A 24909-nucleotide genomic window follows, 5' to 3' on the forward strand; every position below is an offset into this window, starting at 1 on the left:
TTATCGAGCGAGCTAAAATATAGTTAGGTTATACCCGTCTGTATTGTTGGAAGACTTGTTGAGTCTCTAAGTGACAGTGGCACCACTTTCTATGTTGAACAGCGTTTTAATTTCTTCCAGCACTTCTGGGTTAGCAATAGCACCAATGTTTTTTACAGCTTGTCCGTTTACCAATTGTTTCACTGCTAGCTCAACCAATTTGCCTGAGCGCGTTTTAGGAATATCACTGATAGCAAAAATTTGTCGTGGGACATGGCGCGGTGAACATTTTGTTTTCAATGTTTGGCGAATTGAATCGGTGAGTTGTTGGGTTAACTCGACGTTGTGAGCGAGTTTTACTAGTAACCAGATTTCTTCAGACTGCTGGTTTAACTTGCCGACAGCGATGGAGTCTTCAACCTCGGGTAACGCGTTCACTTGTTGATAGATTTCAGCGGTACCGATTCGTACGCCGCCTGGATTTAAGGTTGCGTCACTACGGCCATAAAAAATAAAGCCGTCATGTTCGGTTTGCATCACATCGTCGCCATGGTGCCAGATATCGGTAAACTTGCTCCAATAAGCGTTGTGATAACGTTCGCCGTTGTCGTTCCAGAAACCAATAGGGAAGTTAGGTAGTGAGTTATTACAAGTCAGTTCGCCACGTTTTTGCGTAATAGTATGTCCATCATCCTCTAGAACACGTGCGTCGATTCCCAGCCCTGCGCCTTGGCATTCACCTTTGTAAACTGGTGAGATTGGGTTTCCAAGTACAAAGCATCCGCAAATATCTGTGCCGCCAGCAATAGAAGCGAGATGCAAGTCCTGCTTGATGTGCTGATAGACATAATTAAATTGTTCTGGGTAAAGCACCGAACCAGTTGAGCACAGAGTTTTGAGTGACTTCAAGTTATGTTCTAGTTTTGGAGAGCAGTTCGCATGTTCCAGTGCCTCTAAGTATTTCGCTGAAGTACCAAACAGCGACACGTTATGTTCTTCTGCTAATCGCCATAAGACGGAGTGATCAGGATAAACCGGACTACCGTCGTAAATCACTAAGGTTGCTCCACTCGCAAGAGCGGAAACATGCCAGTTCCACATCATCCAACCACATGTTGTGTAGTAGAAAACCTTGTCTTGCGATTTGATGTCGCAATGCAGTTGATGTTCTTTGAGGTGATTGAGCAAGGTACCGCCTGCGGAATGGACAATACACTTAGGTTGACCTGTTGTACCAGAAGAATACAAAATGAATAACGGGTCATTAAACAGCGTTGGTTGATATTGAATTGATTGTGGAGAAAAGTGGTGAGTAATATCGGACCAAGAAACAAACTCAGAAGTGCTAGCACTCTCAGCGTTTTGTAAATATTCGATTTGGCATACGCTAATAGTAGTCTCTTCGGAGGCACTGCTTAACTTACTACTAAGAGTGGTGTTCTTGTCCGTCATATCGAAAGCTTTGCCTCCGAACTGGTAGCCATCACAGCAAAAAAGAACTTTCGGTTTGACCTGACCAAAACGCTCTACGACGCTATCGATACCAAAATCAGGAGAGGTTGAAGTCCAAATGGCACCAAGACTGGTGGTGGCCAGCATGGCAATAACGGTTTCAGGAAGGTAGGGCAAATAACCCGCAACGACATCGCCTTTACCGACACCACAATTGAGTAGCCATTGTTGAATGGCGGAAACTTGTTCAAGCAACTGTTTACCGGTGAGTTGTCGGTGTTCACCGCTTTCATTGCTAAAAACAATAAACTCGCGCTCTGGTGATTGTTCAGCCTGAGATAGGAGGTTCTCTGCGTAGTTCAGCGTGGCGTCAGCAAACCATACTGTGTCTCTATTTACATGGTGATGATTAGAACCTGTTTGTGTCCATTTGGGACTGCCAAGGCTCTTGATTTGCGAACCCATATCTCCGATTACGTTGCAAAACTGCCAAGTATGTCGCCAAAATTCATCATTGTGCTCAATGGACCACTGGTGTAGAGACGTGTAATTGTTGATTACGGTACCTTCGGCTTTGTCTTTATTAACCTTTTCGATGAACCGTAATAAGTTGCTATTGCTGACGCGCTCAGCAGATGGTGACCAAATAGGTGCAGAATTTGGCATAGGTCCCTCTAATTTCAATTCTTTTGAATATGACCAAAAAACAAAATAAAGGGGCGAACATAGCAGTGTTCGCCCCTTATCTGATCGTTTAAAGTTGTTCGGCAAGCTGAGGTAGTACCTCAAATAAATCACCAACCAATCCATAGTCGGCAACTTCAAAGATAGGAGATTCTGGATCTTTGTTGATCGCGACAATCACTTTGGATTCCTTCATTCCTGCAAGATGCTGGATGGCACCGGAAATCCCAACCGCTATATAAAGCTTAGGTGCAACGATTTTACCGGTTTGACCCACTTGTAAGTCGTTGGCAACAAACCCGGCATCAACCGCCGCGCGAGAAGCGCCAATGGCAGCACCTAGTTTATCGGCAACTTGTTCGATCAACGCGAAGTTCTCTTTGCTACCGACCCCGCGTCCACCTGACACAACCACCTCTGCCGCGCTTAATTCAGGACGTTCTGACACGGTTTTATCGACAGAAACCAATTCAACCATTGGAGCTGAGATAGTGACCTGCTGATGCTTAATATCAGCTTGGTTGTGACAAGTAACCGGCTCAAACGCAGACGCGCGCACGGTGATGACGCGAACCTTGTCGCTGGTGGTCACTTTGGCAAATGCGTTTCCTGCGTAAATAGGGCGGATAAAAGTGTTTTCATCGATAACTTGGACAATATCGGAAATTTGCCCAACGCCGAACTTCGCTGCTACTCGCGGTGCAAGATCTTTCCCTTTTGATGATGAGCTAGCCCAGATTGCGTCAAAACCTTCAGCAACACTCACTACAATAGGTGCGATACTCTCGGCAAATTGATGCTTAAGTTGCTCATCATCGACACAAATTACGTTTGATATACCATCAACGCGACAAGCTTGTTGAGCGACTTCTTCACACTGGTGGCCCACTACGATCAAAACATTGTCTTGGCTGACTTGTTTTGCTGCATTAACCACTTTGAGTGTGTCCGCATGCAATTGGTTATTGTCATGCTCTGCTATGATTAAGTTCTTCATGAAATCACCTTCGCTTCGTTACGCAGCTTATCGAGAAGCTCTGAGACAGATTCAACCTTGATGCCACCTTTTCTTTGCGCTGGCGGTGTGATTTCTTGAATGGTTTGGCTAAATACCACTTCAACACCCAGACTGTCAGGTGTGATGGTATCTAACGGCTTGCGCTTAGCTTTCATGATATTAGGCAAAGAGGCAAAACGCGGTTCATTCAGGCGTAAGTCAGTACTGATCACCGCAGGTAAGTTCATCGCGACCGTCATCAAGCCGCCGTCCACTTCTCTCACGACCTGAACTTTTTGATCTTCAATCTTCACGTCGGAAGCGAAAGTTGCTTGAGGCCAGTCAAGTAGGGCGGCCAGCATCTGAGCCACTTGGTTGTTGTCCGTATCAATGGATTGTTTACCCGTAATCACAAGCTGTGCTTGTTCTTGCTCAACTAGAGCTTTGAGCAGCTTAGCAACAACTAATGGCTCTATTTTGTCTTCAGTATCGACATGAATAGCGCGATCGGCGCCTAATGCAAGCGCGGTACGTAGTTGCTCCTGACACTGGCTACCGCCAGCACTGACAACGATGACTTCATCTGCAATACCTTGCTCCTTTAGTCGTACGGCTTCTTCAACGGCTATTTCGCAAAATGGATTAATCGTCATCTTGACGTTATTGGTTTCAACATCGCTATGGTCCGCTTTCACGCGAACTTTAACGTAGGGATCAATGACCCTTTTGATTGGCACTAGTATTTTCACGTTAGATTCCTTTTACAGTGAAGACTATGTGTTTACAGTGAAGACGATGTGATGACGTCTTTAAAATGATGTTAATTTACCTTTACGTTTGCGTCAACTTTAAATATATTGTTGATTAACAAATTGGCAACATGCAAAGAAAAAGGAATGCAATCATGGAAAGAGACTGCATGGAATTTGATGTTCTGATTGTAGGCGCTGGTCCCGCAGGTTTGTCTGCGGCATGCCGAATCAAACAATTAGCAGCAGAAAAAAAACAAGACCTCTCTGTTTGCGTGGTAGAAAAAGGTTCTGAAGTTGGAGCGCATATTTTATCGGGTGCGGTGTTTGAAACGCGGAGTTTGGATGAGCTTTTTCCCGACTGGGAAGAGAAAGGCGCTCCGCTCAATACCAAAGTAAACCAAGATAAAACCTACTATCTAGGCAATGACATCAATGGTCATGAACTGCCGTCTTGGGCGGTGCCTAATACGTTACATAACAAAGGTAATTACATCATAAGTTTGGGCAGTCTATGCCGATGGATGGCGTTGCAGGCTGAGAACTTGGGGGTGGAGGTCTACCCAGGTTTTACCGCCAGTCAAGCGATCATCGATGAAGATAGTCGTGTTTGTGGCGTGATCACGGGCGATATGGGATTAGATAAAAATGGTGAACAAAAAGGAAATTTCGAACCTGGTATTGAACTGCGAGCGAAGTTTACTTTATTTGCTGAAGGCGCACGGGGGCATATTGGTAAGCAGTTGATTAACCGATTTAATCTTGCTGAAGAGAAAACGCCTCAACACTACGCTATCGGTTTTAAAGAGCTGTGGGAAATCCCATCAGAGCAGCATCAGCAAGGTTTAGTAGTGCACGGATTAGGTTGGCCGTTATCAAATGAAGCTACAGGTGGCAGTTATCTCTACCATTTAGAGGGAAACCAAGTTGCCGTCGGGTTGATTGTTGACTTGAATTATAAGAATCCGCACTTGAGTCCATTTGATGAGTTTCAACGTTTTAAACACCACCCGTTGATTGAGCAATACCTCAAAAATGGGAAGCGTATTAGCTATGGCGCGAGAGCGATTACCAAGGGCGGCTTTCATTCGCTTCCCACGCAGCAGTTTGCTGGTGGCTTGTTAATTGGCTGTGATGCAGGAACACTTAACGGCGCTAAAATCAAAGGCACACACACCGCAATAAAATCTGGAATGCTTGCCGCTGAAGCAGTATGTGAAGCCCTTGAGAGTCAGTCAGTTACTGCTGATTATCAAAAGCATTTCAAACAGTCTTGGCTGTATGAAGAGCTTTATCAAGCACGTAACTTCTCAAGTGGAATCCACCGCTTTGGATCGTGGCTGGGCGGTGGTTTAGCGCTGCTGGAACATAACGTGTTAAAAGGTAAAGCTAAGTGGCATATCCGCTGTGATAAGCCTGATCATCAGTCTCTGTTATTGGCGGAAAACAGCAATGAAATTGTCTATCCGAAGCCTGATGGCGTGTTAAGTTTCGATCGCCTCTCTTCCGTTTATCTATCCAATATCTTCCATGAGGAAGATCAACCATGCCACTTACGACTGGAGAACCAGCGGATCCCTATTGAGCAGAACCTTGAATTATATGCAGAGCCAGCACAGCGCTATTGTCCGGCTGGCGTGTATGAAATCGTACAGGGGGAGCAGCAGCCAGAGCTGCAAATAAATGCGGCCAACTGTATCCACTGTAAGACCTGCGACATCAAAGATCCAAGTCAAAATATTACCTGGACTCCGCCAGAAGGTGGTGGTGGTCCGAACTATCCAAATATGTAAGCGTTTGAGAATAATTTTTATTAACAATTTATTTACTTAAAGTTTGCGTTAGTTCAAATCTTTCTCGATGAACTCGATTGCAACTTAATCTTTCAGGCACTATTCTGATTTTAAATTGACGTTTACGTAAACTGAATACAAAGTTGATGCATAGGTGTAAAAGCGGTTACCAGTATCAAAGTTAGGTTTGATCAAATAGTGCTCAATGGAACGCACTTAAAATAACGAAAGGGAGATCAACTATGGTATCGGAATCGCCTCTGTTGCAGGTAAACGATATTTCATTGGCTTTTGGTGGGGTGAAAGCTTTAACTGACGTGAGCTTCCATGTGAATGAAAAGGAAATTTTTTCAATCATTGGTCCAAACGGTGCAGGTAAAACCTCAATGCTCAATTGCATCTCTGGTCGATACACACCAAACAAAGGCTCTGTAATCTTCGCTGGAGATGACGTAACTAAACGTACACCAAGCCAACGAGCTGAGTTAGGGCTGGGAAGAACCTTCCAAAACTTAGCGCTCTTTTCTCATATGTCGGTACTGGACAACATCATGGTTGGCCGACACCACCTACTGAAAAATAACTTCGTCACGGGGCCACTCTATTGGTTCTCCAATGCGCAGAAAGAAGAGATGGCGCACCGCAAATATGTGGAAGACGTGATCGATTTTCTAGAAATCCAGCACATCCGAAAAGCGACTGCAGGCACGCTATCTTACGGCTTACGTAAGCGTGTAGAGCTTGCTCGTGCCATTGCCTTAAAACCTAAGTTATTGCTGCTTGATGAACCAATGGCAGGTATGAACTTGGAAGAAAAGGAAGACATGGCACGTTACATCATGGATCTGAATGAAGAATTAGATATCACGATCATCATGATTGAGCACGACATGGGCGTGGTCATGGACATCTCTAATCGCGTTTTGGTTTTGGATTTCGGTAAACACATTGCTACGGGTGAGCCTGAAGAAGTGATGGCCAACCCACATGTGAAACAAGCGTACTTAGGCGAAGAGTTACCGACATTAGAGGAGAGTGCATAATGGCACAGCAACATAATGATTGGGCAGATATAACCCGCTTAGATACCTTTCCAAAAGTGTTGCAACACAATGCCAAGAACTGGCCCGAACAAGTCGCAATGCGTGAAAAGGAGTTTGGTATATGGCGAGAGTTCACTTGGAAGGATTATGAAAACCGCGTCAAGTGGATGGCACTGGCACTACGAGATTTGGGTATTGGTGAGCAAGATGTCGTTGGTTTGCTAGGTGATAACCGCCCTGAATGGGTATGGGGCGAGTTAGCGGCACATGCGATCAAAGGTTTCTCGCTGGGCATCTATCAAGATTCTATGCACGAAGAGGTGGCGTACCTTATCAACTATGCAAAAGCAAAAGTCGTGATTGCCGAAGATGAAGAGCAATGCGACAAGCTGCTTGAGCTTGGTGATGAAATTCCTAGCGTTGAATACATTATTTACTGCGATCCTCGTGGAATGCGTAAATACGATGATCCAAGATTAATTGATGTTGAACAGGTCTACAAAAAAGGTCAGCTGATTGATAAAGCGGACCCAGACAAATATCTCAATATGGTTGTTGAAACCAAAGGCAGCGATCTTTCAATTCTTTGTACTACGTCGGGTACGACTTCTAAACCAAAATTGGCTCAGCTACACAGTGGCACGTTCTTGGATCACTGTGCGGCTTACTTGCGTGCAGACCCTCGTTCCCCAGGCGACAACTACGTTTCTGTTCTGCCTTTGCCTTGGATTATGGAGCAGGTTTACGTGGTTGGTCAGGCGTTGATTTCTCGTCAAATCGTTAACTTTGTGGAAGAACAAGAAACCATGATGTCCGACTTGCGTGAAATCGGTCCAAACTTTGTGCTGTTAGCGCCACGTGTGTGGGAAAACATTGTGGCAGACGTGTCTGCACGAATGATGGATTCGACACCGTTTAAGCAAAAGATGTACAAACTGGGCATGAGCTTAGCCAACAAAGCGCTGGAGCAGGGTAAACGCTCTAAGTTGGCTGAATGGATTCTTCTGCGTGCTCTGCGTGACCGTTTAGGGTTTTCGAACCTGACATCTGCGGCAACCGGCGGTGCGGCGATGGGACCGGATACTTTCCGTTACCTACAAGCTATTGGTGTGCCACTTAAGCAGCTTTATGGTCAGACCGAAATGTGTGGCGCATACACCGTGCACCAAGCGGATGATGTGGATTACGATTCCGTTGGTGTTGCGTTTGATAATGCAGAAGTGAAAGTCATCAACCCGGACAGCAATGGCGTTGGTGAAATCATCGCGAAAAGTACAGGCATGTTTACTGGCTACTTAAACAACCAAGCAGCATATGATGAAGATGTTCAAGATGGTTGGATGCACACAGGCGATGCGGGCTATTTTAAAGATTCCGGTCACTTGGTGGTGATTGATCGTCTGAAAGATATGTCGGAAACCAGCCATGGCGACCGTTATTCGCCACAGTTTATCGAAAACAAACTCAAGTTCTCGCCGTTTATTGCAGAAGCCGTGGTGGTAGGTAAAGGTCGACCTTGGCTGTCTGCCATCATCTGTATTCGCTATGCGATCGTCGCGAAGTGGGCAGAGCAACGCGGCTTGGCATTTACCAACTACACCAACTTATCTGCTCAACCAGAAGTGTACCAAGCGATTCGTGAAGAAGTTCAAAAAGTGAACGAATCCCTACCGGATGCACAGAAGATCAGCAAATTCATTCTACTTTACAAAGAGCTGGATGCCGACGATGGAGAGCTAACTCGCACACGTAAAGTACGCCGTGGTGTGGTTGCAGAGAAATACGGAGACATCATCGAAACCATCTACAGCGACGATCCAAAAGTCGATGTCGATACAGTGATCACTTATCAAGATGGCACCAAAACACGCATTCAAACGTCGCTAGTTATTGAAACGCTTATTGAGCATGAGCCAACACTAGTGGATAGCGAACAACGGAGGATCGCATAGTGAATACGGATTTATTACTGCAACTCGTCATTAATGGCGTGATCGTTGGCATGTTGTATGGCGTTGTCGCCATGTGCTTTGTATTGATTTACAAATCGACCCAGGTGGTCAACTTTGCTCAGGGTGAGTTCCTGTTGATTGGCGCATGGGTATGTTGGGCGGCATTGGTGCACCTACAGTTACCGTTTTTTATTGGCTTTTTACTCACGCTCGCGTTCATGATGATTTTTGGTATCGCCGTGCAAACCATTGTGCTCAGACCGTTGATTGGTGAACCGATTATCTCTGTGATCATGGTGACCATTGGTCTATCGATGTTTTTCCAAGCGCTGATGAAGTGGATATTCGGTGTCTCGGCTGTGTCGTACCCGCAAGTGTTCGAAACCAACGTGGTGAATATCGGAGGTTTGAATGTTGAGTTTGCTTACATTCTGAGCTTGATCTTCTCAATGCTCATCATGGGCGCGTTCTACTGGTTCTTCAAATTCAGCAAAATGGGTCTGGCAATGCGCGCAACGGCATTCAACCAGCAAGTAGCCCAGAGTCTTGGCATTTCCATCAAGAAAGTGTTCGCCATCAGTTGGGCCATTTCGGCAATGGTATCTGCAACAGCAGGGATTGTTATCGGTATCGTTAACGGCGTATCTGACGCGCTATCCATTATTGGTATCAAAGTTTTCCCAGCCGTTATTTTAGGTGGCTTAGATTCGGTGGTCGGCGCAATTGTCGGTGGTATTACCATCGGGGTGCTAGAAAACTTGGCTGAGTTTTTTGATAGCCAATACCTGCAAGTGGGTAACCTGTACAACATCGCACCATTCTATGTGCTGTTAATCATTCTTGCCTTCAAGCCATATGGCCTGTTTGGTACCAAAGATATTGAGCGTATTTAAGGAGAAATAACATGGCTCAACTTAGCATGCGCCCATGTGGGGATTTTCGAACCACATACAAAAGCGATACGCCAATTTTTGAAACCAAAACCATCAGAAGCCTTGCGATTGCAGGTGTCATCGCCATGCTGGCAGCACCGCTGGTCTTGGATATTTACTTCCTAAACCTGTTTATTCAGATTGCATACCTCGGTATCGCGGCATTGGGCTTAAACATTCTGGTTGGTTTTACCGGACAAATTTCGCTAGGTCACGGTGCGTTCTTTGGTTTTGGCGCCTTTGCATCGGCTTGGTTAAATAACCAGTTTAACATTCCAGTCGTGTTTGCGATTCCGCTTGCGGGTTACTTAACCATGATTGTGGGGATGCTGTTTGGTCTGCCAGCGGCTCGAATTAAAGGTTTATATCTAGCTATCGCAACGTTGGCGGCGCAGTTTATTTTAGAGGACTTCTTTGCTCGCGCAGATTGGTTCAGTGGCGGCTCATACGGTGCAAGCGCGAACCCAATTAATTTGTTTGGTTTTGAGTTTACGACTGACGAAAGCTTCTTCTACATCGCTCTGTTTGCGCTGATCTTCATGTATATGTGGGCATCAAACTTAATCCGTTCTCGTGACGGTCGCGCGTTTGTCTCAGTACGAGATCACTATCTGTCAGCAGAGATCATGGGCATCAACCTAACCAAGTATCGTCTGCTCTCATTTGGAGTGTGTGCATTCTATGCGGGCATCGGGGGTGCACTCTACGGACATTATCTAGGGTTTGTATCAGCAGAAGGCTTCACCATCATGATGTCTATCCAGTTCTTGGCAATGATCATCATTGGTGGCTTAGGCTCAGTCAAAGGTACGCTGATGGGGACGATATTTATCGTATTGCTGCCTGAAGTTTTAGAGTTTGGCGTAACGGGGCTTTCAGCGTTTGGTGATACCACCGCTTTCACTGATGGTCTGGCTTACTTCAAAGAGATGGCGATTGGTTTAGTCATCATGCTGTTCCTCATTTTCGAACCTCAAGGATTATCGCATCGCTGGCAACAGATTCGAGCATATTGGAAACATTATCCGTTCTCATATTAACGTGGAATTAAGTGGAATATACCTCAATAACAAGGACAACGAGTTATGAACAAAGGACATTTAGCGACAACGTTGGTGCTGTCATCTGCACTGTTTACTACCGCAACTTGGGCAAAAGATTCTGTGTTTGTCGGGCAATTAGTCGACTTTTCTGGACCAACGGCTTATGTGAGCAAGCCTTATGGTTCTGGCGTGCGAGACGCATTGCGTTGGATTAACCAAAACGGTGGCATTAACGGTACCGAGCTCGAATTTGAAACAGTAGACATGGCGTACAAAGTACCAGTGGCGATTTCTAACTATAAACGTTGGGTGGCGCGTAAAGACATGGTTGCGCTGCAAGGTTGGGGTACGGCGGATACCGAAGCACTTATTTCGTTTGTTACCAAAGACAAAGTGCCGGTGTTCTCTGCTTCTTACTCTGGTCACTTAACTGACCCAACTGGCAAAAACCCAAAAACCGCGAAACCAGCGCCTTATAACTTCTTTTATGGTGCGTCGTACTCAGATGCGTGTCGTGCGCTAGTTAAGTGGGCGAAAGAAGATTGGGAATCTAAGGGCAATCAAGGTGCGCCGAAATTTACGCACATTGGCGATAACCATCCATTCCCGAATGCGCCAAAAGAAGCGTGTGCAGAGTACGCCAAAGAACTTGGTTTTGATGTGCAAAACCCAGTCGTTGTGTCACTAAAACCAGGGGACTTCAAAGCGCAATGTTTGTCGCTGAAAGAGTCAGGCACCAACTACGGTTACATTGCTAATATCGGTAGCTCGGTTATCTCACTAGTGAAGTCTTGTAACACGGTTGGGACAGAGTTCCAGTACATGGCAAACATTTGGGGCGGCGATAAGCCAGTGCTTGAAGCAGCAGGCGATGGCCTTAAAGATTACGTTTTCCCAGGTATGACAGCGTTTTGGGGAGATGATAATGAAGGCATGAAACTGGTCCGTGAGATTTCTAAGCAGTCTGAATCAGAGCCGGGCGAATTCAGAACTCACCATTACATTCGCGGTATTTGTTCTGCGTTCTATATGAAAGAAGCAATGGAGTGGGCGAAAGACAACGGTGGTATCACAGGTGAAAACATCAAGAAGGGCATGTATGTCCATGACAACTGGGTACCACAAGGCTTAGAAGGTGTTTGTGTCCCTGCGAACTGGAAACCGGAAGATCACCGAGGCACAACAACCGTGAACGTCTTTATGGGCAACAACGATGGCGGCGCAGTTGATATCAAGAAAGTATCACAGGTGACATTGTCACGTCGTGACGATTGGCTAGGTTACTAATCTACGACTTATTAATAACAAAGCTTACTGAAAATAAGGATGGGTGAGAGAACACTCTCACCCTAGCAAGGAGTAGCTTGATGGCTGAATTAGCAACGAATATCGAACCGGCAGAAATACTGCTTTCAGTGAACAACATTGAAGTCGTCTACGACGAAGTAATACTAGTACTTCGCGGTGTGAGTTTAGAAGTTCCAAAAGGGCAGATTGTGACCTTACTGGGGGCCAACGGTGCGGGTAAATCCACAACGTTGAAAGCCATTTCTGGTTTATTGAAAACCGAAGATGGTGAAGTGACGCGCGGCGAAATCAACTTCATGGGCGAGCGTATAGACAACAAAAGCCCGGAAGAGATCGTCCGTTCGGGCATCTTCCAAGTTATGGAAGGGCGCCGAATTGTTGAAGATATGACGGTAATAGAAAATCTTCGCTTAGGCGCTTATACACGCACTGACAACGAAGTTGAACAAGACATCGAAATGGTGTTTGACTATTTCCCGCGACTCAAAGAGCGCACTGGCCTGGCGGGCTATTTGTCTGGCGGTGAGCAACAAATGTTAGCGATTGGCCGAGCGTTAATGGCTCGACCGAAGATGATTTTGTTGGACGAACCGTCTATGGGGCTTTCTCCACTGCTAGTTAAAGAAGTATTCAGCATTATTAACAAGATCAACAAAGAGCAAGGTATTACCATGCTTTTGGTTGAACAGAATGCCAACTTCGCTCTTCAAGCGGCCGATTACGGTTACATCATGGAATCAGGCAAAATCGTACTAGATGGCAGCAAGCACGAATTGCTAAACAATGAAGACGTAAAAGAATTCTACCTTGGCGGCGGCGATGAAGATCGCAAGAGCTTTAAGAATCTGAAATCTTACAAACGTCGTAAGCGTTGGTTGTAAGGAGCAAGGATGAACGAACTATTTGATGCGAAAGAATCGTTGTCTCTACAGGCGCGAGAAGAGTCGTTGTTTCAACGTCTGCCAACGTTGATTGAAAATTCGAAAGTCAATAGCGAACATTACGCGGCGCATTTTTCTGGGTTAGAGCCTACATTGGCAAACAATCGTGAAGGGCTTGCTCAGTTCCCGATTACACGTAAGTTCAATGTACCTAATCAGCAGCAACTTAAACCGCCGTTTGGTGGCTTAAATAGCGTTGCCATTGGTCAAATGGCGCGTGTTTTTCAGTCTCCTGGGCCTTTATATGAGGCTCAAACGGATGAGGCCGATTTCTGGCGTATGGGGCGCGCGTTTCACGCTGCTGGGTTCTGTGCGGGTGATTTAGTGCATAACACGCTCTCTTACCATTTCTCTCCTGGCGGATTTATTATGGATGGTGGCGCAAGGGCTTGTGGCTGTGCGGTATTTCCGGCTGGAGTAGGCAATACCGAAGCGCAAATAGAGGCAATTAAACAGCTTCAACCTAATGGTTACACTGGCACACCTTCTTATTTGCTGACGTTGCTACAAAAGTACCAAGAGAAATACAATGAGCTGCCTAGCTTTGAGAAAGCTCTGGTCTCTGGTGAAGCGGTTACAGCAGGCATGCAACAGATGTTTGAGGAAAAAGGCATTGCAGTCTTTCAAGCCTACGCAAGTGCAGAGCTTGGTTTGATTGCTTATCAAGTGTCTGGTGAACAAGGATTAGTGATTGCCGAAGATATTATTGTTGAAATCGTTGATCCTGATGGTGTTCCTGTACAACCGGGAGAAGTCGGTGAAGTCGTTGTAACGTCGTTCGATGAGAAGTTCCCGCTGATTCGCTACGCAACGGGAGATTTATCGGCATATCTAGAGACAAGTTCTGATTCTTCACGCACGAATGCACGAATTAAGGGCTGGATGGGACGAGCAGACTCCGCGGTGAAAGTAAAAGGGCTGTTTGTTTATCCGCATCAAATCCAAGAAGTCTGTCGTCGCCACGATATTAAAGGCTCCTTGAAAATTGAGCGCGATGGCTTCAACGATGCCATTACTTTTTGTTGTCATGATGTGCATGTATCAGCAGAGGACATTCAAGCAACACTACAGTCAGTCACTAAACTGAAAGGCAATGTCCAGTTTGTACCGAACCAAGTGGAGCAGCCGTTAATCAATGATCTTCGCAGTTAACTCATTGGTGGCATAAGTGCAGTAGAAAGTGGTTGTCATAAAAAACTAACAACGTCAGACAAAAGGCTAGAAAAGGGATACCACATTGCGCTGCGTATCCCTTTATTTTTTACTACCGCAATCAGGGAGCGGGTAAATGAAACAGGCACCAATGATTAACACACAATTCTGGGATGATTTGTTTATCCGAGGCACTATGCCTTGGGATGCCCAATCGACACCTCAAGAACTCAAGGACTATCTCGACAATTCACTTCATGTAGGCCAGTCAGTGTTTATTCCTGGGTGTGGTGCCGCTTATGAACTGAGCACTTTTATTCAATATGGGCATGACGTGATCGCGATGGATTACAGCCAAGAAGCGGTAAAAATGGCGCAATCAGCGTTAGGTAACTACAAAGATAAAGTCGTATTGGGTGATGTATTTAATGCCGATTTTTCTCACTCGTTTGATGTCATTTACGAGCGGGCCTTTCTCGCAGCACTACCAAGAGACATGTGGTCAGAATACTTTGCTATGGTGGATAAATTATTGCCAAGCGGAGGTTTTCTAATTGGTTTTTTCGTCATTGATGATAATTACCTATCACGCTTCCCTCCATTTTGTTTGAGAAGTGGGGAACTGGCATCTTTTCTAGAGCCCACGTTTGAACTTGTGGAATCCTCAGTGGTGGTAAACAGTGTTGAGGTTTTTAAAGGCAGAGAGCAATGGATGGTGTGGCAGAAACGTTAGTCGTCACTGAGACTTCTTTAGAAAGTATTCGCGGAAACTGTCTGGTTCTTTGTGAATCGCTGATACATAAGTCTTCACTCTATACCTGATGGAATGCTCACATAGTTTGTCGGTTTGTGTGAAACATTAATTTCTCGTTGCTGGTTTAAGTTGTTGAGATATCTCTAACAGCGGTTGAGTGGTTGAGTTTATTGCTGGCATGGGTTGTGTGCTCAGAGCGTAAAGCGACAGATCAGCATCGATCCGAAAGGTAGTAGAACGTCTCTTACTGATCTGTCTATTTCATGCTTATACTATTTTAGGTTGACCATCTGATGCGGTGGCACCGCCGTCTACAGGTAGGTTTACGCCATTAATGAAAGATGCGTCATCACTTGCCAAGAAAGTCACGACAGACGCAATTTCTTCAGGTTCGGCTGCTCGGCCAAGCGCAATGCGCTCATTGAATTTATCGCGGATGTCCTGCGGCCAGCCGTTTGTCATGTTGGTTTTTACTAAACTTGGGCATACGGCGTTAATTCTTACCCCATCCGCACCATGGTCCAATGCCATCGCTCGGGTAAGGTTCACCACTGCACCTTTACTCGCGCAATAGAATGCGGCACCCCAGTCACCACCCAAACCGGAAACGGACGCGGTATTTACCATACAACCTTTCGTTTTTAAGAGTTCAGGCAAAGCAAACTTCGCGCAATAAACGACGCCGTCAATGTTTACACCAGAGATCTTCTTCCAGTCTTCCACACTACCTTCAATCACGGAACCAGGGACATGTACGCCAGCATTGTTTACTAAAATATCCAGTTTACCGAAACGGGTAACAACATCAGAAATCAGTGCTGCGACTTTTTCTGGGTCAGAAACATCAATAGAATGCGCAGACACACGCTGTTTATCAAAGCCCTCAACGGCGTTTGCCAACTGCTCTTCATTCCAATCGGCAAGAGCGACGTTTGCGCCTTCTTCATACAAACGTTTTGCGATGGCCAAACCAATGCCATTGGCAGAACCAGTGACGAGTGCGACTTTATTTTTTAATCCTCTCATGCGATTTCTCCTTCGAAACTTACAAAAACGGGATCTTGATTTTTCTCTGTGCGCGGCAACATCAGTTTGTCGTTGTCGCTGTAATCTACGGGGATAGCCACCACTGCTGGTCCTTCAACGTCCATGGCTTTATTCAATGTCGGTAGCAATTCGTGTTGACTAGTCACTGCGAAGCCTTTCGCGCCAAATGACTCGGCGTACGCCTTGAAATCAATTGGTCCAAATTTCACACCAGAGCAGCGCTGATATTTGTTGATCTCTTGCATTTCTACCATGTTGTAGGCGTTATCAACCCACACAATATGGACTATATTGCAGTTCAGTCTAACAGCGGTTTCTAACTCCATGCTCGATTGCATAAAACCGCCGTCTCCCGATATCGATACCACTTTGCTACCAGGTTTTAGTAGGCTGGCACCAATGGCCCATGGCAGTGCAACGCCCATCGTTTGTTGGCCGTTAGACACCAGCATTTGGCGAGCTCGAAAACAGCTTAAGTAACGAGCGATCCAGATGTGGAAGCTCCCCATATCAAGGCATAGCGTGGTATCTGGTGTGATGATAGATTGCATGGCTTTAATTAGCGCCAGTGGATGAAACCCTTGCTTGTGATAGACATTGGGATAGGTCTTGATCACTTGCCGTTGCAGTGCTACCTCTTCCAGTACTGAAAGTGCCGTTGGGGAAAGGCGAGCATATTCAGAGATATAGCTGCCCATCTTGTCTAATGACTGCGCAATGTTTCCGACGATTTCAACACAAGGTTGATAATTAAGTTGGTATTCTGCTGGTTCAATATCGAGGTGAATCACTGGGTTGCGGTGGCTGTTCCAAAGCTCAGGGTCATACTCTATTGGGCTAAAGCCGATGGTGAGAATTAAATCGGCGTCCCGCAGTAAAACATCGCCAGGTTGGTTATTAAACAAACCGACACGCCCAGCAAAGTGATGATAGTAATTGATATCTACCGTGCCGGCGGCCTGGTAAGTGCCGACAACGGGTAGCTGCGTATTTTGAAGAAACCGAGCGATAGCAGCAGCGTTTTGACTGCGGCTCGCGTGAAGGCCAAGTAAAACCACACAGCGCTTTGCTTTACTGATTCGACTGACCGCTTCTTCGATTGCTACGATGTCTGCGCAACCAGGCTGTGTGTAAGGCGAGGGGACAATAATGTCCGTTTGGGTTTGCTCGGATAAAACATCTTGGGGGAGACTCAAAAAGCAAGCCCCAGGACGACCTGACTCTGCGATACGAAATGCGTTCGCCATGATCTCGCTTGCGGCGTCCACATGCTGCACTTCAGCACTGAACTTAGTTATAGAGCGAAAAATACTGACGGTATCCATGCTCTGGTGTGTTTGTTTTTGCTGGTCAGTTCGTTTCACCGCACCACCGATAGCAATCAGCGGATCGCCTTCGGAGTTTGCTGTTGCCACCCCCGTAACTAGATTTCCACAGCCAGGGCCTGACGTAACCATTGTGACGCCTGCTTTGCCGGTTAGTCTTCCCATAACGCCCGCCATAAATGCGCCGTTAGCCTCGTGGCGTACCGGAATCATTTGGATGTTAGTGTCTTCAATCGCATCGAACAGTCGATCGATTTTTGCACCGGGAATACCGAAAATGTACTTAATGCCGAGAGACTCTAGCTGTTGAGCGATCAACTGAGCTCCATTTTTATTTGAAGGTTTGGATTGCATTTGTTGTCCTTATTATTTGCCTGACTTTGTTACTTTTCCGCCTTTTCTATGGCGGTATTTATATCTTCCGGAGCCAAATTGGCGTTGAGGAAGTCTGTCGATACTGGGGTATCAATCACTAGCCGTGAGACTTTGCCAATCTGGAGAAATCCTGACGAAATGCTGTAATCCTGGATATGACCACCTCCTTGGCGGTCATCGGTAATAAAATGTTCGTGATAGCCGGGTACATTGATGCCAGTCGTATATTTAGGACTGCGAAAGCCGGCGACCACGCCTTGCTTATGCGTGAAGCCGAATGTTGGTTGTTCTTTGACCACTTCAAGCATTGGTCGATAAGGGCGTGTTTGTTTAGGTACGGTACGAGTACGAACTGAATCGAAAACACCATCAATGCGCACTGCGCAAAATAGGTTATCGCTTGGAACCAGGTCGTCTATGAGGCTATGGACTTCATGACGTGACATGCGCGATGTCAATGGCAGCTCGATATCAGGCTTAAAAAAAGTCATGACAGCAAAGGGCGTTTTTTGCTCTAGGTCTGCCGGGTTTGCGGAGCCATCCGACTTGAGTTGAAAAACTTCCTTATCAAAAGCAATCAACTCACCATCCAATTCATTGAACGTACCTAAACCAAAATCCCCATGTTTCAGCAGTTCTTCTATGGTTGTCGAGCCTTCGTAAACACCAGCGATCAAAGCACTCATTAACGAAGTCTGATAAATCTCACCATCTCCGGTAACGTGATGGTATTCAGAAAATTCTTTCGCTACTTCAAGCGAACAAGCGCATAGAGGGTTATAAAATCCACGCATGAGTAAGACCAGTTATGCAATGAAGAGTATATTTAGATTGACTTCTACACGGTGCTAAATCCAATATAAAAAAGATTTATTTTGATATGGAAAATATATGGAATTTCGCTACCTGAAGTATTTTGTCGCGGTCGCCGAGACTCGTCACTTTACCCGAGCAGCTGAACGGTTAGGGATTGCGCAACCTCCTTTGAGTCAACAAATCAAAAAGCTAGAGCACGAGCTTGGCGTGGACTTATTTAAGCGCTTGTCTAGAGGAGTAGAACTGACCCATGCAGGGCAAGTCTTTTATACGGATGCGGTAAATATTCTTGCTGATGTGGAACGCGCTAAAGCAAAAGCCCGACAGATTGCCCGTGGTGAAAATACGCAGGTTAAAATTGGGTTCGCGACGTCAACATCAACCTGCATTAATGTATTGGAGAGGATTGGGCGTATTCAAGAGAATGGGGTTCATTTACAGACGGCGGAACTGTCAATGCCAGAGCTTGCCACTCAGTTAAAAAGCAAACAACTTGATCTCGCAATCATGCGGCTACCCTGTTACGCCAGTGAGCCTTTTGAGCACAAGGTGTTGTTTAACGACCCGTTTGTCGCGGTGATTCCGGCGGGCCACGAACTGGCAAAGTATCCCTGTATCCAGATGAAACAGTTGAGAGGCCATAAAATTTTACTGTTTCCACGAGAGACTGGACCCGCATTGTTTGATGGCATGAGTACACTTTTTGCCGACGCAGGAGTAAGGCTCGAACCACAGTTCGCAGCACCGCAACTTCGTACGACGATTGCCATGGCGCAGGCCGGGTTAGGTATTGCTCTCGTTCCGCGCTCACTGGCTGAACATCTCGATGATTCCGCGACAGTCGCCGAGATTGAGGATATCCCTCTCACTAGTCGTGTTGTTGTTGCTTGGGAGGCATCTAATCTCAATAAACAAGCGCTAAAAGTAGCCATGCACATCGGTCATGTTGAGGCTTAAAGATGAGTCATCGAACTGGCTCTGATAGCCACAGGCAAATGTGATACTCTCACTCGTTATATGCAAAGCTATGCTTTGGTTGAATAGACAAATCTTACTCAACGAATAGAACTTACTGAGGATGTACCAATGATATACGCTGCGGTCTTTGATATGGACGGGTTGCTGATTGATTCAGAACCTTTGTGGAAGGAAGCGGAAAAGCAGGTGTTTTCATCAGTTGGTGTCCAAGTGACCGAAGTGCTGTCAAAGCAGACTGCAACTATGACGACAGGTGAAGTAACAAGGTTTTGGTATGAACGTAATCCTTGGCAAGAAAAGAGCCTAGAGGAAGTAGAGAATGCTGTTGTGGATAAAGTGGAGGCATTAATAATTGAAAAAGGATGCGAATTAGAGGGTGTTACAGAAACACTCAAATTGCTTAAGGAAAAAGGGTTTAAGATAGGGTTGTCTACTAATTCACCTTATCAACTCATTCCCATCATTTTGAACAAACTCGGTATTGCCAGTTACTTTGACGCGATATCATCGTCAGACGATGTAGAGCAGGGTAAGCCAGAGCCAGATGTCTACCTTTTAACAATCAATAAACTAGGTGTAGATTCAAGTAACTGTATTGCCTTTGAAGACTCTTATTCGGGTATGCTTGCGGCAACACGAGCAAACATAAAAACAGTCGTGATACCTCAACCTGATAAGTTCTACCAAGAGTTTAATGAAGCCAGTCTAAAGCTGCAAAAGCTATCAGAGTTTAATGAAAGCCATTTGGCGAGTTTAATGGACTTGAATTTGAAAGAAACAATTGCACCAACACCGCATGAAAGTTTTTTAGAAGAAGGACTTGATTGTGAATAGTCGGTCGCTGAAAAAATACCTACTGCCAATGTTCTTATTGGTTTTACCTATAGAATCATTCGCAAAAGATACGACTATGTTGGACGAGCTCAATAATCGATTTGTTACATTTGAAAGGCGATTTGATGATTGTATCAACTCTGCTTCTCAAAATGATATGAGTGAAAACATTGTCGGTCAGATTCAAGCGCTTAATATTGATTTTGAAATTTCGGTTGGCTATTTATACAAACAATCACTTTATTTATGCTCTGATGATGAATTCAGTGATTTAGCAAGAATTATCATGATAATTGAAACCTCCGATAATGATGGATTGCAATTATCAAAGGCAAAAGCTAGTCAAATTAGAAAGCTACTTTTTAGCAAAGTGGATTTACGTTTAGAGTCGAAGTTTCAAAGTTTACCGCAAGATAAAAAGGAAGCATTACTGAGCATTGCGAAAAAGCTTGAACCTTTTGATCTCGTAAGCATGCATGAACGACTTCAGGCAATGTAGACTTATGAAAGAATGTTTTGAGTAGATTCTTAACGCTTGGCTTTTTCATTAAGATTGAGTATTAGGTTCAACGCCTCTAGCTCTTACACAAGATCTAGAGGCATCCATTTTTTATTGACTTAAACGTGTCGAGCTAAGATTTTAACCCTGCAGCGGTCATCATGACGCGAAATAACATAGACACTAACCCTAATGCAGCGACGCTAACGACCCAAATTCCAACCATCCAAGCCCACTGGCGGCACCAATTTTTGATTTTCATACTCACTCCTTATCAACTCGTTAATGGTACGCTTCGTCTTCTTTCACTTTTCCGGAGAAGACGTAGTAACTCCAAAAGGTGTAAGCCAGAATGATCGGGATGATGATCACCGCTCCAACGAGCATAAAGCGCTGACTGCTTGCAGGAGCCGCTGCTTCCCATATCGATATGCTAGGAGGAATGATATTTGGCCAGATACTGATGCCAAGCCCAGCGAACCCGAGAATCACGATCACCAATGCCATCACGAAAGGGCTGCGCTCTTTACGCTTTTTAACGGAGTCGGCAATCTTCAAACAGACCAGCCCAGTAATGACAGGTACGGGCAGTAAGTAGAACAAATTAGGCAGAGAAAACCATCTTTCCGCAATGGCAGGGTAAGCAAGTGGAGTCCAAGCGCTCACAATGACTAATGCGGAGATCATTGCCAGTAGTGTTTTGTTAGTGAAGCGGTACATCGTGTTTTGCAGTTCACCTTCCGTCTTCATGATGAGCCATGTGCTACCAAGCAGCGCGTACGTTGCGACTAAACCCAAACCACAAAAGATGGGAAAAGGGCTGAGCCAGTCGAGTTGGCTACCTACGAAGACGCGGTTTTCCACCGCAAAGCCTTGAATTACCGCGCCAACAACGATGCCTTGGAAAAACGTGGTTAAAATCGAGCCGACCATAAAAGAGCGATCCCAGAACTTTAAGTGGCTTTCCAATGCTTTAAAGCGAAACTCAAACGCGACGCCACGAAAGATCAAAGCAATCAACATCAACGTTAAAGGGATGGTTAGCGCTTCAATAATCACCGCGTAAGCCATCGGAAAAGCGCCAAATAGAGATGCGCCTCCAAGCACAATCCAAGTTTCGTTGCCGTCCCAAACTGGCGCGACACTGTTGACCATGACGTCTTTTTGTTTTTCATCCTTGATGAAGGGCATCAGTATTCCAATACCCAAATCGAAGCCGTCCATGATGATGTACATCAAAGTGGCAAAAACGATGATCGCGAACCAAATCACGGATAAATCAAAATGCATATTCTCTACCTTCACTTTGTGACAAATTCTAAATGCGACCTGAAACGGTCGTCATGTCGTGCTCATCGTGTTCGATTGCATCGGGGCCTTTCTTGATTTGGTGGATCATATAGTAATAACCAAAACCAAATACCAAGCTGTATACAACAAGGAAACACAGCAGGCTGATGCTCATTTGTAGGTCTCCGTGTGCAGAAACCGCATCACGCGTTTTTTGTACGCCATACACGACCCAAGGTTGCCGACCAACCTCTGTCGTAAACCAGCCAGCGAGTATTGCGATAAGACCAGATGGCCCCATAAACAATGAAAACTTGAGGAACCAACGCGAAGTATAAAGCGTGTTCTTTTTTCGTAACCATATGCTGTAGAAGCTTTGAAAAATCATCAGAAGTCCTAGCCCGACCATGATTCGAAATGACCAAAAGACGATAGGTGAGTTCGGTCGTTCCTCTTTCGGGAAGTCTTTCAGCGCCGGGATTGGCTCAGTTAAACTGTGGCGTAGGATCAAACTTCCTAAAACAGGAATTTCTAAGGCATAGTCTGTGCGTTCTTGTTCCATGTTTGGCATGCCGAACAATATCAATGGGGTTGGTTTGCCATCGCTGTTATCCCAATGTCCTTCGATGGCAGCGATTTTGGCGGGCTGGTGTTCCAGAGTGTTTAGCCCGTGCACATCGCCAATCACGGCTTGGAGTGGCGCAAGGAACACTAAGATCCCGAGCGACATCGAAAACATGGTTTTTACCGCAGTCGATTGATTGCCTCTCAATAAATGCCAAGCGGCTGACGCGCCTACAAAGAGTGCTGAACTGACAAAAGCTGCGACGCTCATGTGAGCCAAACGATAAGGAAATGAAGGATTGAAAACGATAGCAAACCAGTCGGTTGGCACCACACGTCCGTCGACAATTTCATAGCCTTGTGGCGTTTGCATCCAACTGTTGGAGGCGAGAATCCAGAAGGTCGAAATGATCGTGCCTAACGCCACCATCGAGGTTGCAAAAAAGTGCAGCTTTTCGCCGACGCGACGCCAACCAAACAGCATCACGCCAAGAAATCCGGCTTCGAGAAAGAAAGCCGTTAACACTTCATAAGTCAGTAATGGGCCAGTGATAGAACCAGCGAAGTCGGAGAAACCACTCCAGTTGGTGCCGAATTGATAGGCCATGACAAGGCCAGATACAACGCCCATCCCAAAGTTAACCGCAAAAATTTTCGACCAGAAGTGATAGAGCTTTTGGTAATCGGGATTACGTGTTTTTAGCCATAAGCCTTCCAGCACGGCGAGATAGGTGGCCAAACCTATGGTGATAGCGGGGAAAATAATATGAAAGGATACCGTGAAGGCGAACTGTATCCGTGCAAGCATAAATGCGTCGAGGCCAAACATTAAACTTCCTTTGATCTTTTAAGTTTTATGAGAGAGCTATTTTAAAAGGAGCGGAATGAGGGAAGTAGGTACAGACAGTGACTATAAACCTATAACAGATTAAATATTGAAGTGTTATTATTTTGAATTCAGCTTTATGGAGGGGGATTTGCGTTTGGCGAAGTATCAAGAGTTAGTGGAACAGCTTAAAAGGCAGATAAAATCGGGGATATGGCATCCGGGTGACAAGCTGCCTTCTCTGCGTCGCCAATCTGAACACTCGGGTTTAAGCTTGATGACGGTGTTGCATGCCTATCAAATTCTGGAATCTCAAGGCTGGGTCACCTCACAGCCGCGCTCTGGTTATCGAGTCGCTCCCAATATTAAGAGTTCAAATGAACCCCAAGCGCCAGCCGCGGTTTCGTGGACAGAACAGGTAGACATCAATGAATTTATCTTTGATGTGCTGCAAGCGAGTAAAAATCCATCCATGATCAATTTTGGCTTTGCCTATCCAGATCCAAGTTTGTACCCACGCTATCACGTGAATCGGGCGATGAGCGCAGCCGCTCGCAATATGCCGATTTCTACCGCCTTTGATAACTTACCGCCGGGAAACGAACAATTACGCACCATCATCGCGAAGCGTTATGCTGCGAAAGGCATTGAAATTTCACCCGATGAAATTGTTATTACGGCAGGCGCGCTGGAGGCGTTAACGCTCAGTTTGCAAGCCTGCACAAGACCGGGAGATTGGGTGGTTGTGGAGTCGCCTGCATTCTACGGTGCATTGCAATCCTTAGAGCGGTTAGGTTTGAAAGCGCTCTCAGTAAGAACAGACCCAGTCACGGGCATTGACCTAGACTCATTGGAACGAGCGCTGCAAACACACGATGTGAAAGCATGTTGGCTGATGTCGAACTTCCAAAATCCTCTGGGTTTTACGCTCACCAACGAGAAAAAACAAAAGCTGATTGAGCTGACACAGCGATATAACGTACCAGTGATTGAAGATGATGTGTACAGCGAACTGCATGCAGGGAATGACTCGGTCTACCCACTAAGAATGTTTGATGACACGGGCAATGCCATGTTGTGCTCCTCGTTTTCAAAATCATTAATCGCAGGGCTACGTATTGGTTGGGTTGCGGCGGGAAAGCGGGCGCTAGAGGTACAAAAGTTACAGCTAATGAGTACATTAGCGACGAGTGCACCAGTGCAAATGACATTGGTGCATTATTTAACAAGCCGCAATTATGAATCGCATTTGAAGCAGTTACGGAAAAAGCTGTTTGAACGTAAAAGTAAGATGACGGATCTGCTTAGTGAGCTGTTACCTGAAGAAGTCAAAGTGTTAAGCCAAAGCGGCGGGTACTTTATTTGGTTAGAGCTTCCCAAGCATATCGACGCCTTGCAGATATATCGAGAAGCGCTAAAAGATAATATCAGCATCGCACCGGGAAAGATGTTCAGCCTGACAGAACAATACGATCACTGTATTCGTCTTAACGCTTCTTTTGAGCTCAATGACAAATACGTCCATGCTCTCAATCTGCTTGCCAACATTATTCGCTGTCATTTGGCGAAATAGCGA

At 45.6% G+C, this 24909-nt stretch carries 22 protein-coding genes; 13 read left to right on the forward strand and 9 right to left on the reverse strand.

Features of this window, described 5'->3' with window-relative positions:
- Window positions 1–66: 66 nt before the first annotated feature.
- The 3 genes from R7Q41_RS07300 to R7Q41_RS07310 all read right to left on the reverse strand — a co-directional run bounded on the left by R7Q41_RS07300 (window position 67) and on the right by R7Q41_RS07310 (window position 3861).
- On the reverse strand, window positions 67–2097 hold the full coding sequence (locus tag R7Q41_RS07300; RefSeq protein WP_053304705.1) for an acetoacetate--CoA ligase: 2031 nt from the start codon (window positions 2095–2097) through the stop codon (window positions 67–69).
- A gap of 88 nt (window positions 2098–2185) precedes the next feature.
- A complete protein-coding gene (locus tag R7Q41_RS07305) occupies window positions 2186–3112 on the reverse strand; it encodes an electron transfer flavoprotein subunit alpha/FixB family protein (protein ID WP_005373301.1) in 927 nt (308 codons plus the stop codon).
- Window positions 3109–3861, reverse strand: coding sequence for an electron transfer flavoprotein subunit beta/FixA family protein (locus tag R7Q41_RS07310; RefSeq protein WP_042523555.1), 753 nt, complete (start codon window positions 3859–3861; stop codon window positions 3109–3111). Before R7Q41_RS07310 ends, R7Q41_RS07305 begins: the two co-directional genes overlap by 4 nt.
- 155 nt (window positions 3862–4016) lie before the next feature.
- On the opposite strand from R7Q41_RS07310, the gene R7Q41_RS07315 reads away from it, so the two are divergent.
- The 9 genes from R7Q41_RS07315 to R7Q41_RS07355 all read left to right on the forward strand — a co-directional run bounded on the left by R7Q41_RS07315 (window position 4017) and on the right by R7Q41_RS07355 (window position 14758).
- Entirely contained in the window at window positions 4017–5654 is a 1638-nt protein-coding gene (locus R7Q41_RS07315) for an electron transfer flavoprotein-ubiquinone oxidoreductase (RefSeq protein ID WP_053304706.1), read from the forward strand.
- Window positions 5655–5896: 242 nt separating this feature from the next.
- Window positions 5897–6697 (forward strand): ABC transporter ATP-binding protein, encoded by an 801-nt coding sequence (locus tag R7Q41_RS07320; protein WP_005373297.1) that lies wholly within the window; start codon window positions 5897–5899, stop codon window positions 6695–6697.
- Window positions 6697–8649: a long-chain fatty acid--CoA ligase gene (locus tag R7Q41_RS07325; protein WP_005373296.1), complete on the forward strand. Its 1953-nt coding sequence runs from the start codon at window positions 6697–6699 to the stop codon at window positions 8647–8649. Before R7Q41_RS07320 ends, R7Q41_RS07325 begins: the two co-directional genes overlap by 1 nt.
- Window positions 8649–9542 (forward strand): branched-chain amino acid ABC transporter permease, encoded by an 894-nt coding sequence (locus R7Q41_RS07330; protein WP_005373295.1) that lies wholly within the window; start codon window positions 8649–8651, stop codon window positions 9540–9542. The genes R7Q41_RS07325 and R7Q41_RS07330 overlap by 1 nt, the downstream gene beginning before the upstream one ends.
- A gap of 11 nt (window positions 9543–9553) precedes the next feature.
- The gene (locus R7Q41_RS07335) at window positions 9554–10621 is read left to right on the forward strand and encodes a branched-chain amino acid ABC transporter permease (RefSeq protein ID WP_005382737.1); all 1068 of its coding nucleotides are present in this window, start codon (window positions 9554–9556) and stop codon (window positions 10619–10621) included.
- 45 nt (window positions 10622–10666) lie between these two features.
- A complete protein-coding gene (locus tag R7Q41_RS07340; protein ID WP_005373285.1) occupies window positions 10667–11911 on the forward strand; it encodes an ABC transporter substrate-binding protein in 1245 nt (414 codons plus the stop codon).
- An 80-nt stretch (window positions 11912–11991) separates the two neighbouring features.
- On the forward strand, window positions 11992–12813 hold the full coding sequence (locus R7Q41_RS07345) for an ABC transporter ATP-binding protein (protein WP_005373283.1): 822 nt from the start codon (window positions 11992–11994) through the stop codon (window positions 12811–12813).
- 9 nt (window positions 12814–12822) lie between these two features.
- Complete coding sequence (locus R7Q41_RS07350; RefSeq protein ID WP_017820353.1) at window positions 12823–14025, forward strand: phenylacetate--CoA ligase family protein; 1203 nt, start codon at window positions 12823–12825, stop codon at window positions 14023–14025.
- Window positions 14026–14161: 136 nt separating this feature from the next.
- Complete coding sequence (locus R7Q41_RS07355; protein WP_017820352.1) at window positions 14162–14758, forward strand: methyltransferase domain-containing protein; 597 nt, start codon at window positions 14162–14164, stop codon at window positions 14756–14758.
- A gap of 288 nt (window positions 14759–15046) precedes the next feature.
- On the opposite strand, the gene R7Q41_RS07360 is transcribed toward R7Q41_RS07355, so the two are convergent.
- The 3 genes from R7Q41_RS07360 to budA are packed head-to-tail and all read right to left on the reverse strand — an operon-like array spanning window position 15047 to window position 18320.
- On the reverse strand, window positions 15047–15805 hold the full coding sequence (locus R7Q41_RS07360) for an SDR family NAD(P)-dependent oxidoreductase (protein ID WP_017820351.1): 759 nt from the start codon (window positions 15803–15805) through the stop codon (window positions 15047–15049).
- Window positions 15802–17505, reverse strand: coding sequence for an acetolactate synthase AlsS (gene alsS / locus R7Q41_RS07365; RefSeq protein ID WP_318108126.1), 1704 nt, complete (start codon window positions 17503–17505; stop codon window positions 15802–15804). The genes R7Q41_RS07360 and alsS overlap by 4 nt, the downstream gene beginning before the upstream one ends.
- Before the next feature lie 29 nt (window positions 17506–17534).
- A complete protein-coding gene (gene budA / locus R7Q41_RS07370; protein WP_318144439.1) occupies window positions 17535–18320 on the reverse strand; it encodes an acetolactate decarboxylase in 786 nt (261 codons plus the stop codon).
- 97 nt (window positions 18321–18417) lie between these two features.
- Between budA and R7Q41_RS07375 the strand changes: the two genes are divergently transcribed.
- From R7Q41_RS07375 to R7Q41_RS07385, 3 genes are all read left to right on the forward strand, one after another.
- Window positions 18418–19299, forward strand: a complete 882-nt coding sequence (locus R7Q41_RS07375; RefSeq protein ID WP_318144440.1) for a LysR family transcriptional regulator — start codon at window positions 18418–18420, stop codon at window positions 19297–19299.
- Window positions 19300–19428: 129 nt separating this feature from the next.
- Window positions 19429–20154, forward strand: coding sequence for a hexitol phosphatase HxpB (hxpB, locus tag R7Q41_RS07380; protein WP_053349210.1), 726 nt, complete (start codon window positions 19429–19431; stop codon window positions 20152–20154).
- The gene (locus R7Q41_RS07385) at window positions 20147–20653 is read left to right on the forward strand and encodes a hypothetical protein (protein WP_020480907.1); all 507 of its coding nucleotides are present in this window, start codon (window positions 20147–20149) and stop codon (window positions 20651–20653) included. Before hxpB ends, R7Q41_RS07385 begins: the two co-directional genes overlap by 8 nt.
- A 133-nt stretch (window positions 20654–20786) precedes the next feature.
- Here R7Q41_RS07385 and R7Q41_RS07390 read toward each other — a convergent pair whose 3' ends face one another.
- From R7Q41_RS07390 to R7Q41_RS07400, 3 genes are read right to left on the reverse strand one after another with little or no spacing between them, the layout of a single operon-like run.
- A complete protein-coding gene (locus R7Q41_RS07390) occupies window positions 20787–20915 on the reverse strand; it encodes a DUF2474 domain-containing protein (protein ID WP_005373267.1) in 129 nt (42 codons plus the stop codon).
- 20 nt (window positions 20916–20935) lie between these two features.
- Complete coding sequence (gene cydB / locus R7Q41_RS07395) at window positions 20936–21943, reverse strand: cytochrome d ubiquinol oxidase subunit II (protein WP_017820345.1); 1008 nt, start codon at window positions 21941–21943, stop codon at window positions 20936–20938.
- A 28-nt stretch (window positions 21944–21971) separates the two neighbouring features.
- Complete coding sequence (locus tag R7Q41_RS07400; RefSeq protein ID WP_005373264.1) at window positions 21972–23336, reverse strand: cytochrome ubiquinol oxidase subunit I; 1365 nt, start codon at window positions 23334–23336, stop codon at window positions 21972–21974.
- Window positions 23337–23472: 136 nt separating this feature from the next.
- Here R7Q41_RS07400 and R7Q41_RS07405 point away from each other — a divergent pair, with 136 nt between their 5' ends.
- Window positions 23473–24906 (forward strand): PLP-dependent aminotransferase family protein, encoded by a 1434-nt coding sequence (locus tag R7Q41_RS07405; RefSeq protein ID WP_085569101.1) that lies wholly within the window; start codon window positions 23473–23475, stop codon window positions 24904–24906.
- Window positions 24907–24909 lie beyond the last annotated feature (3 nt).

Origin of the sequence: Vibrio sp. 2096 (genome assembly GCF_033339595.1) — a bacterium.
GTDB classification, from domain to species: domain Bacteria; phylum Pseudomonadota; class Gammaproteobacteria; order Enterobacterales; family Vibrionaceae; genus Vibrio; species Vibrio alginolyticus.

Excerpts from the sequence above, each read along its gene's own strand:
- R7Q41_RS07300 (WP_053304705.1), bottom strand. The coding sequence starts at position 2,097 with ATGCCAAATTCTGCACCTATTTGGTCACCATCTGCTGAGCGCGTCAGC.
- R7Q41_RS07305 (WP_005373301.1), bottom strand. The coding sequence starts at position 3,112 with ATGAAGAACTTAATCATAGCAGAGCATGACAATAACCAATTGCATGCG.
- R7Q41_RS07315 (WP_053304706.1), top strand. The coding sequence starts at position 4,017 with ATGGAAAGAGACTGCATGGAATTTGATGTTCTGATTGTAGGCGCTGGT.
- R7Q41_RS07320 (WP_005373297.1), top strand. The coding sequence starts at position 5,897 with ATGGTATCGGAATCGCCTCTGTTGCAGGTAAACGATATTTCATTGGCT.
- R7Q41_RS07325 (WP_005373296.1), top strand. The coding sequence starts at position 6,697 with ATGGCACAGCAACATAATGATTGGGCAGATATAACCCGCTTAGATACC.
- R7Q41_RS07335 (WP_005382737.1), top strand. The coding sequence starts at position 9,554 with ATGGCTCAACTTAGCATGCGCCCATGTGGGGATTTTCGAACCACATAC.
- R7Q41_RS07340 (WP_005373285.1), top strand. The coding sequence starts at position 10,667 with ATGAACAAAGGACATTTAGCGACAACGTTGGTGCTGTCATCTGCACTG.
- R7Q41_RS07345 (WP_005373283.1), top strand. The coding sequence starts at position 11,992 with ATGGCTGAATTAGCAACGAATATCGAACCGGCAGAAATACTGCTTTCA.
- R7Q41_RS07350 (WP_017820353.1), top strand. The coding sequence starts at position 12,823 with ATGAACGAACTATTTGATGCGAAAGAATCGTTGTCTCTACAGGCGCGA.
- R7Q41_RS07355 (WP_017820352.1), top strand. The coding sequence starts at position 14,162 with ATGAAACAGGCACCAATGATTAACACACAATTCTGGGATGATTTGTTT.
- R7Q41_RS07360 (WP_017820351.1), bottom strand. The coding sequence starts at position 15,805 with ATGAGAGGATTAAAAAATAAAGTCGCACTCGTCACTGGTTCTGCCAAT.
- alsS (WP_318108126.1), bottom strand. The coding sequence starts at position 17,505 with ATGCAATCCAAACCTTCAAATAAAAATGGAGCTCAGTTGATCGCTCAA.
- budA (WP_318144439.1), bottom strand. The coding sequence starts at position 18,320 with ATGCGTGGATTTTATAACCCTCTATGCGCTTGTTCGCTTGAAGTAGCG.
- R7Q41_RS07375 (WP_318144440.1), top strand. The coding sequence starts at position 18,418 with ATGGAATTTCGCTACCTGAAGTATTTTGTCGCGGTCGCCGAGACTCGT.
- hxpB (WP_053349210.1), top strand. The coding sequence starts at position 19,429 with ATGATATACGCTGCGGTCTTTGATATGGACGGGTTGCTGATTGATTCA.
- R7Q41_RS07390 (WP_005373267.1), bottom strand. The coding sequence starts at position 20,915 with ATGAAAATCAAAAATTGGTGCCGCCAGTGGGCTTGGATGGTTGGAATT.
- cydB (WP_017820345.1), bottom strand. The coding sequence starts at position 21,943 with ATGCATTTTGATTTATCCGTGATTTGGTTCGCGATCATCGTTTTTGCC.
- R7Q41_RS07400 (WP_005373264.1), bottom strand. The coding sequence starts at position 23,336 with ATGTTTGGCCTCGACGCATTTATGCTTGCACGGATACAGTTCGCCTTC.
- R7Q41_RS07405 (WP_085569101.1), top strand. The coding sequence starts at position 23,473 with ATGGAGGGGGATTTGCGTTTGGCGAAGTATCAAGAGTTAGTGGAACAG.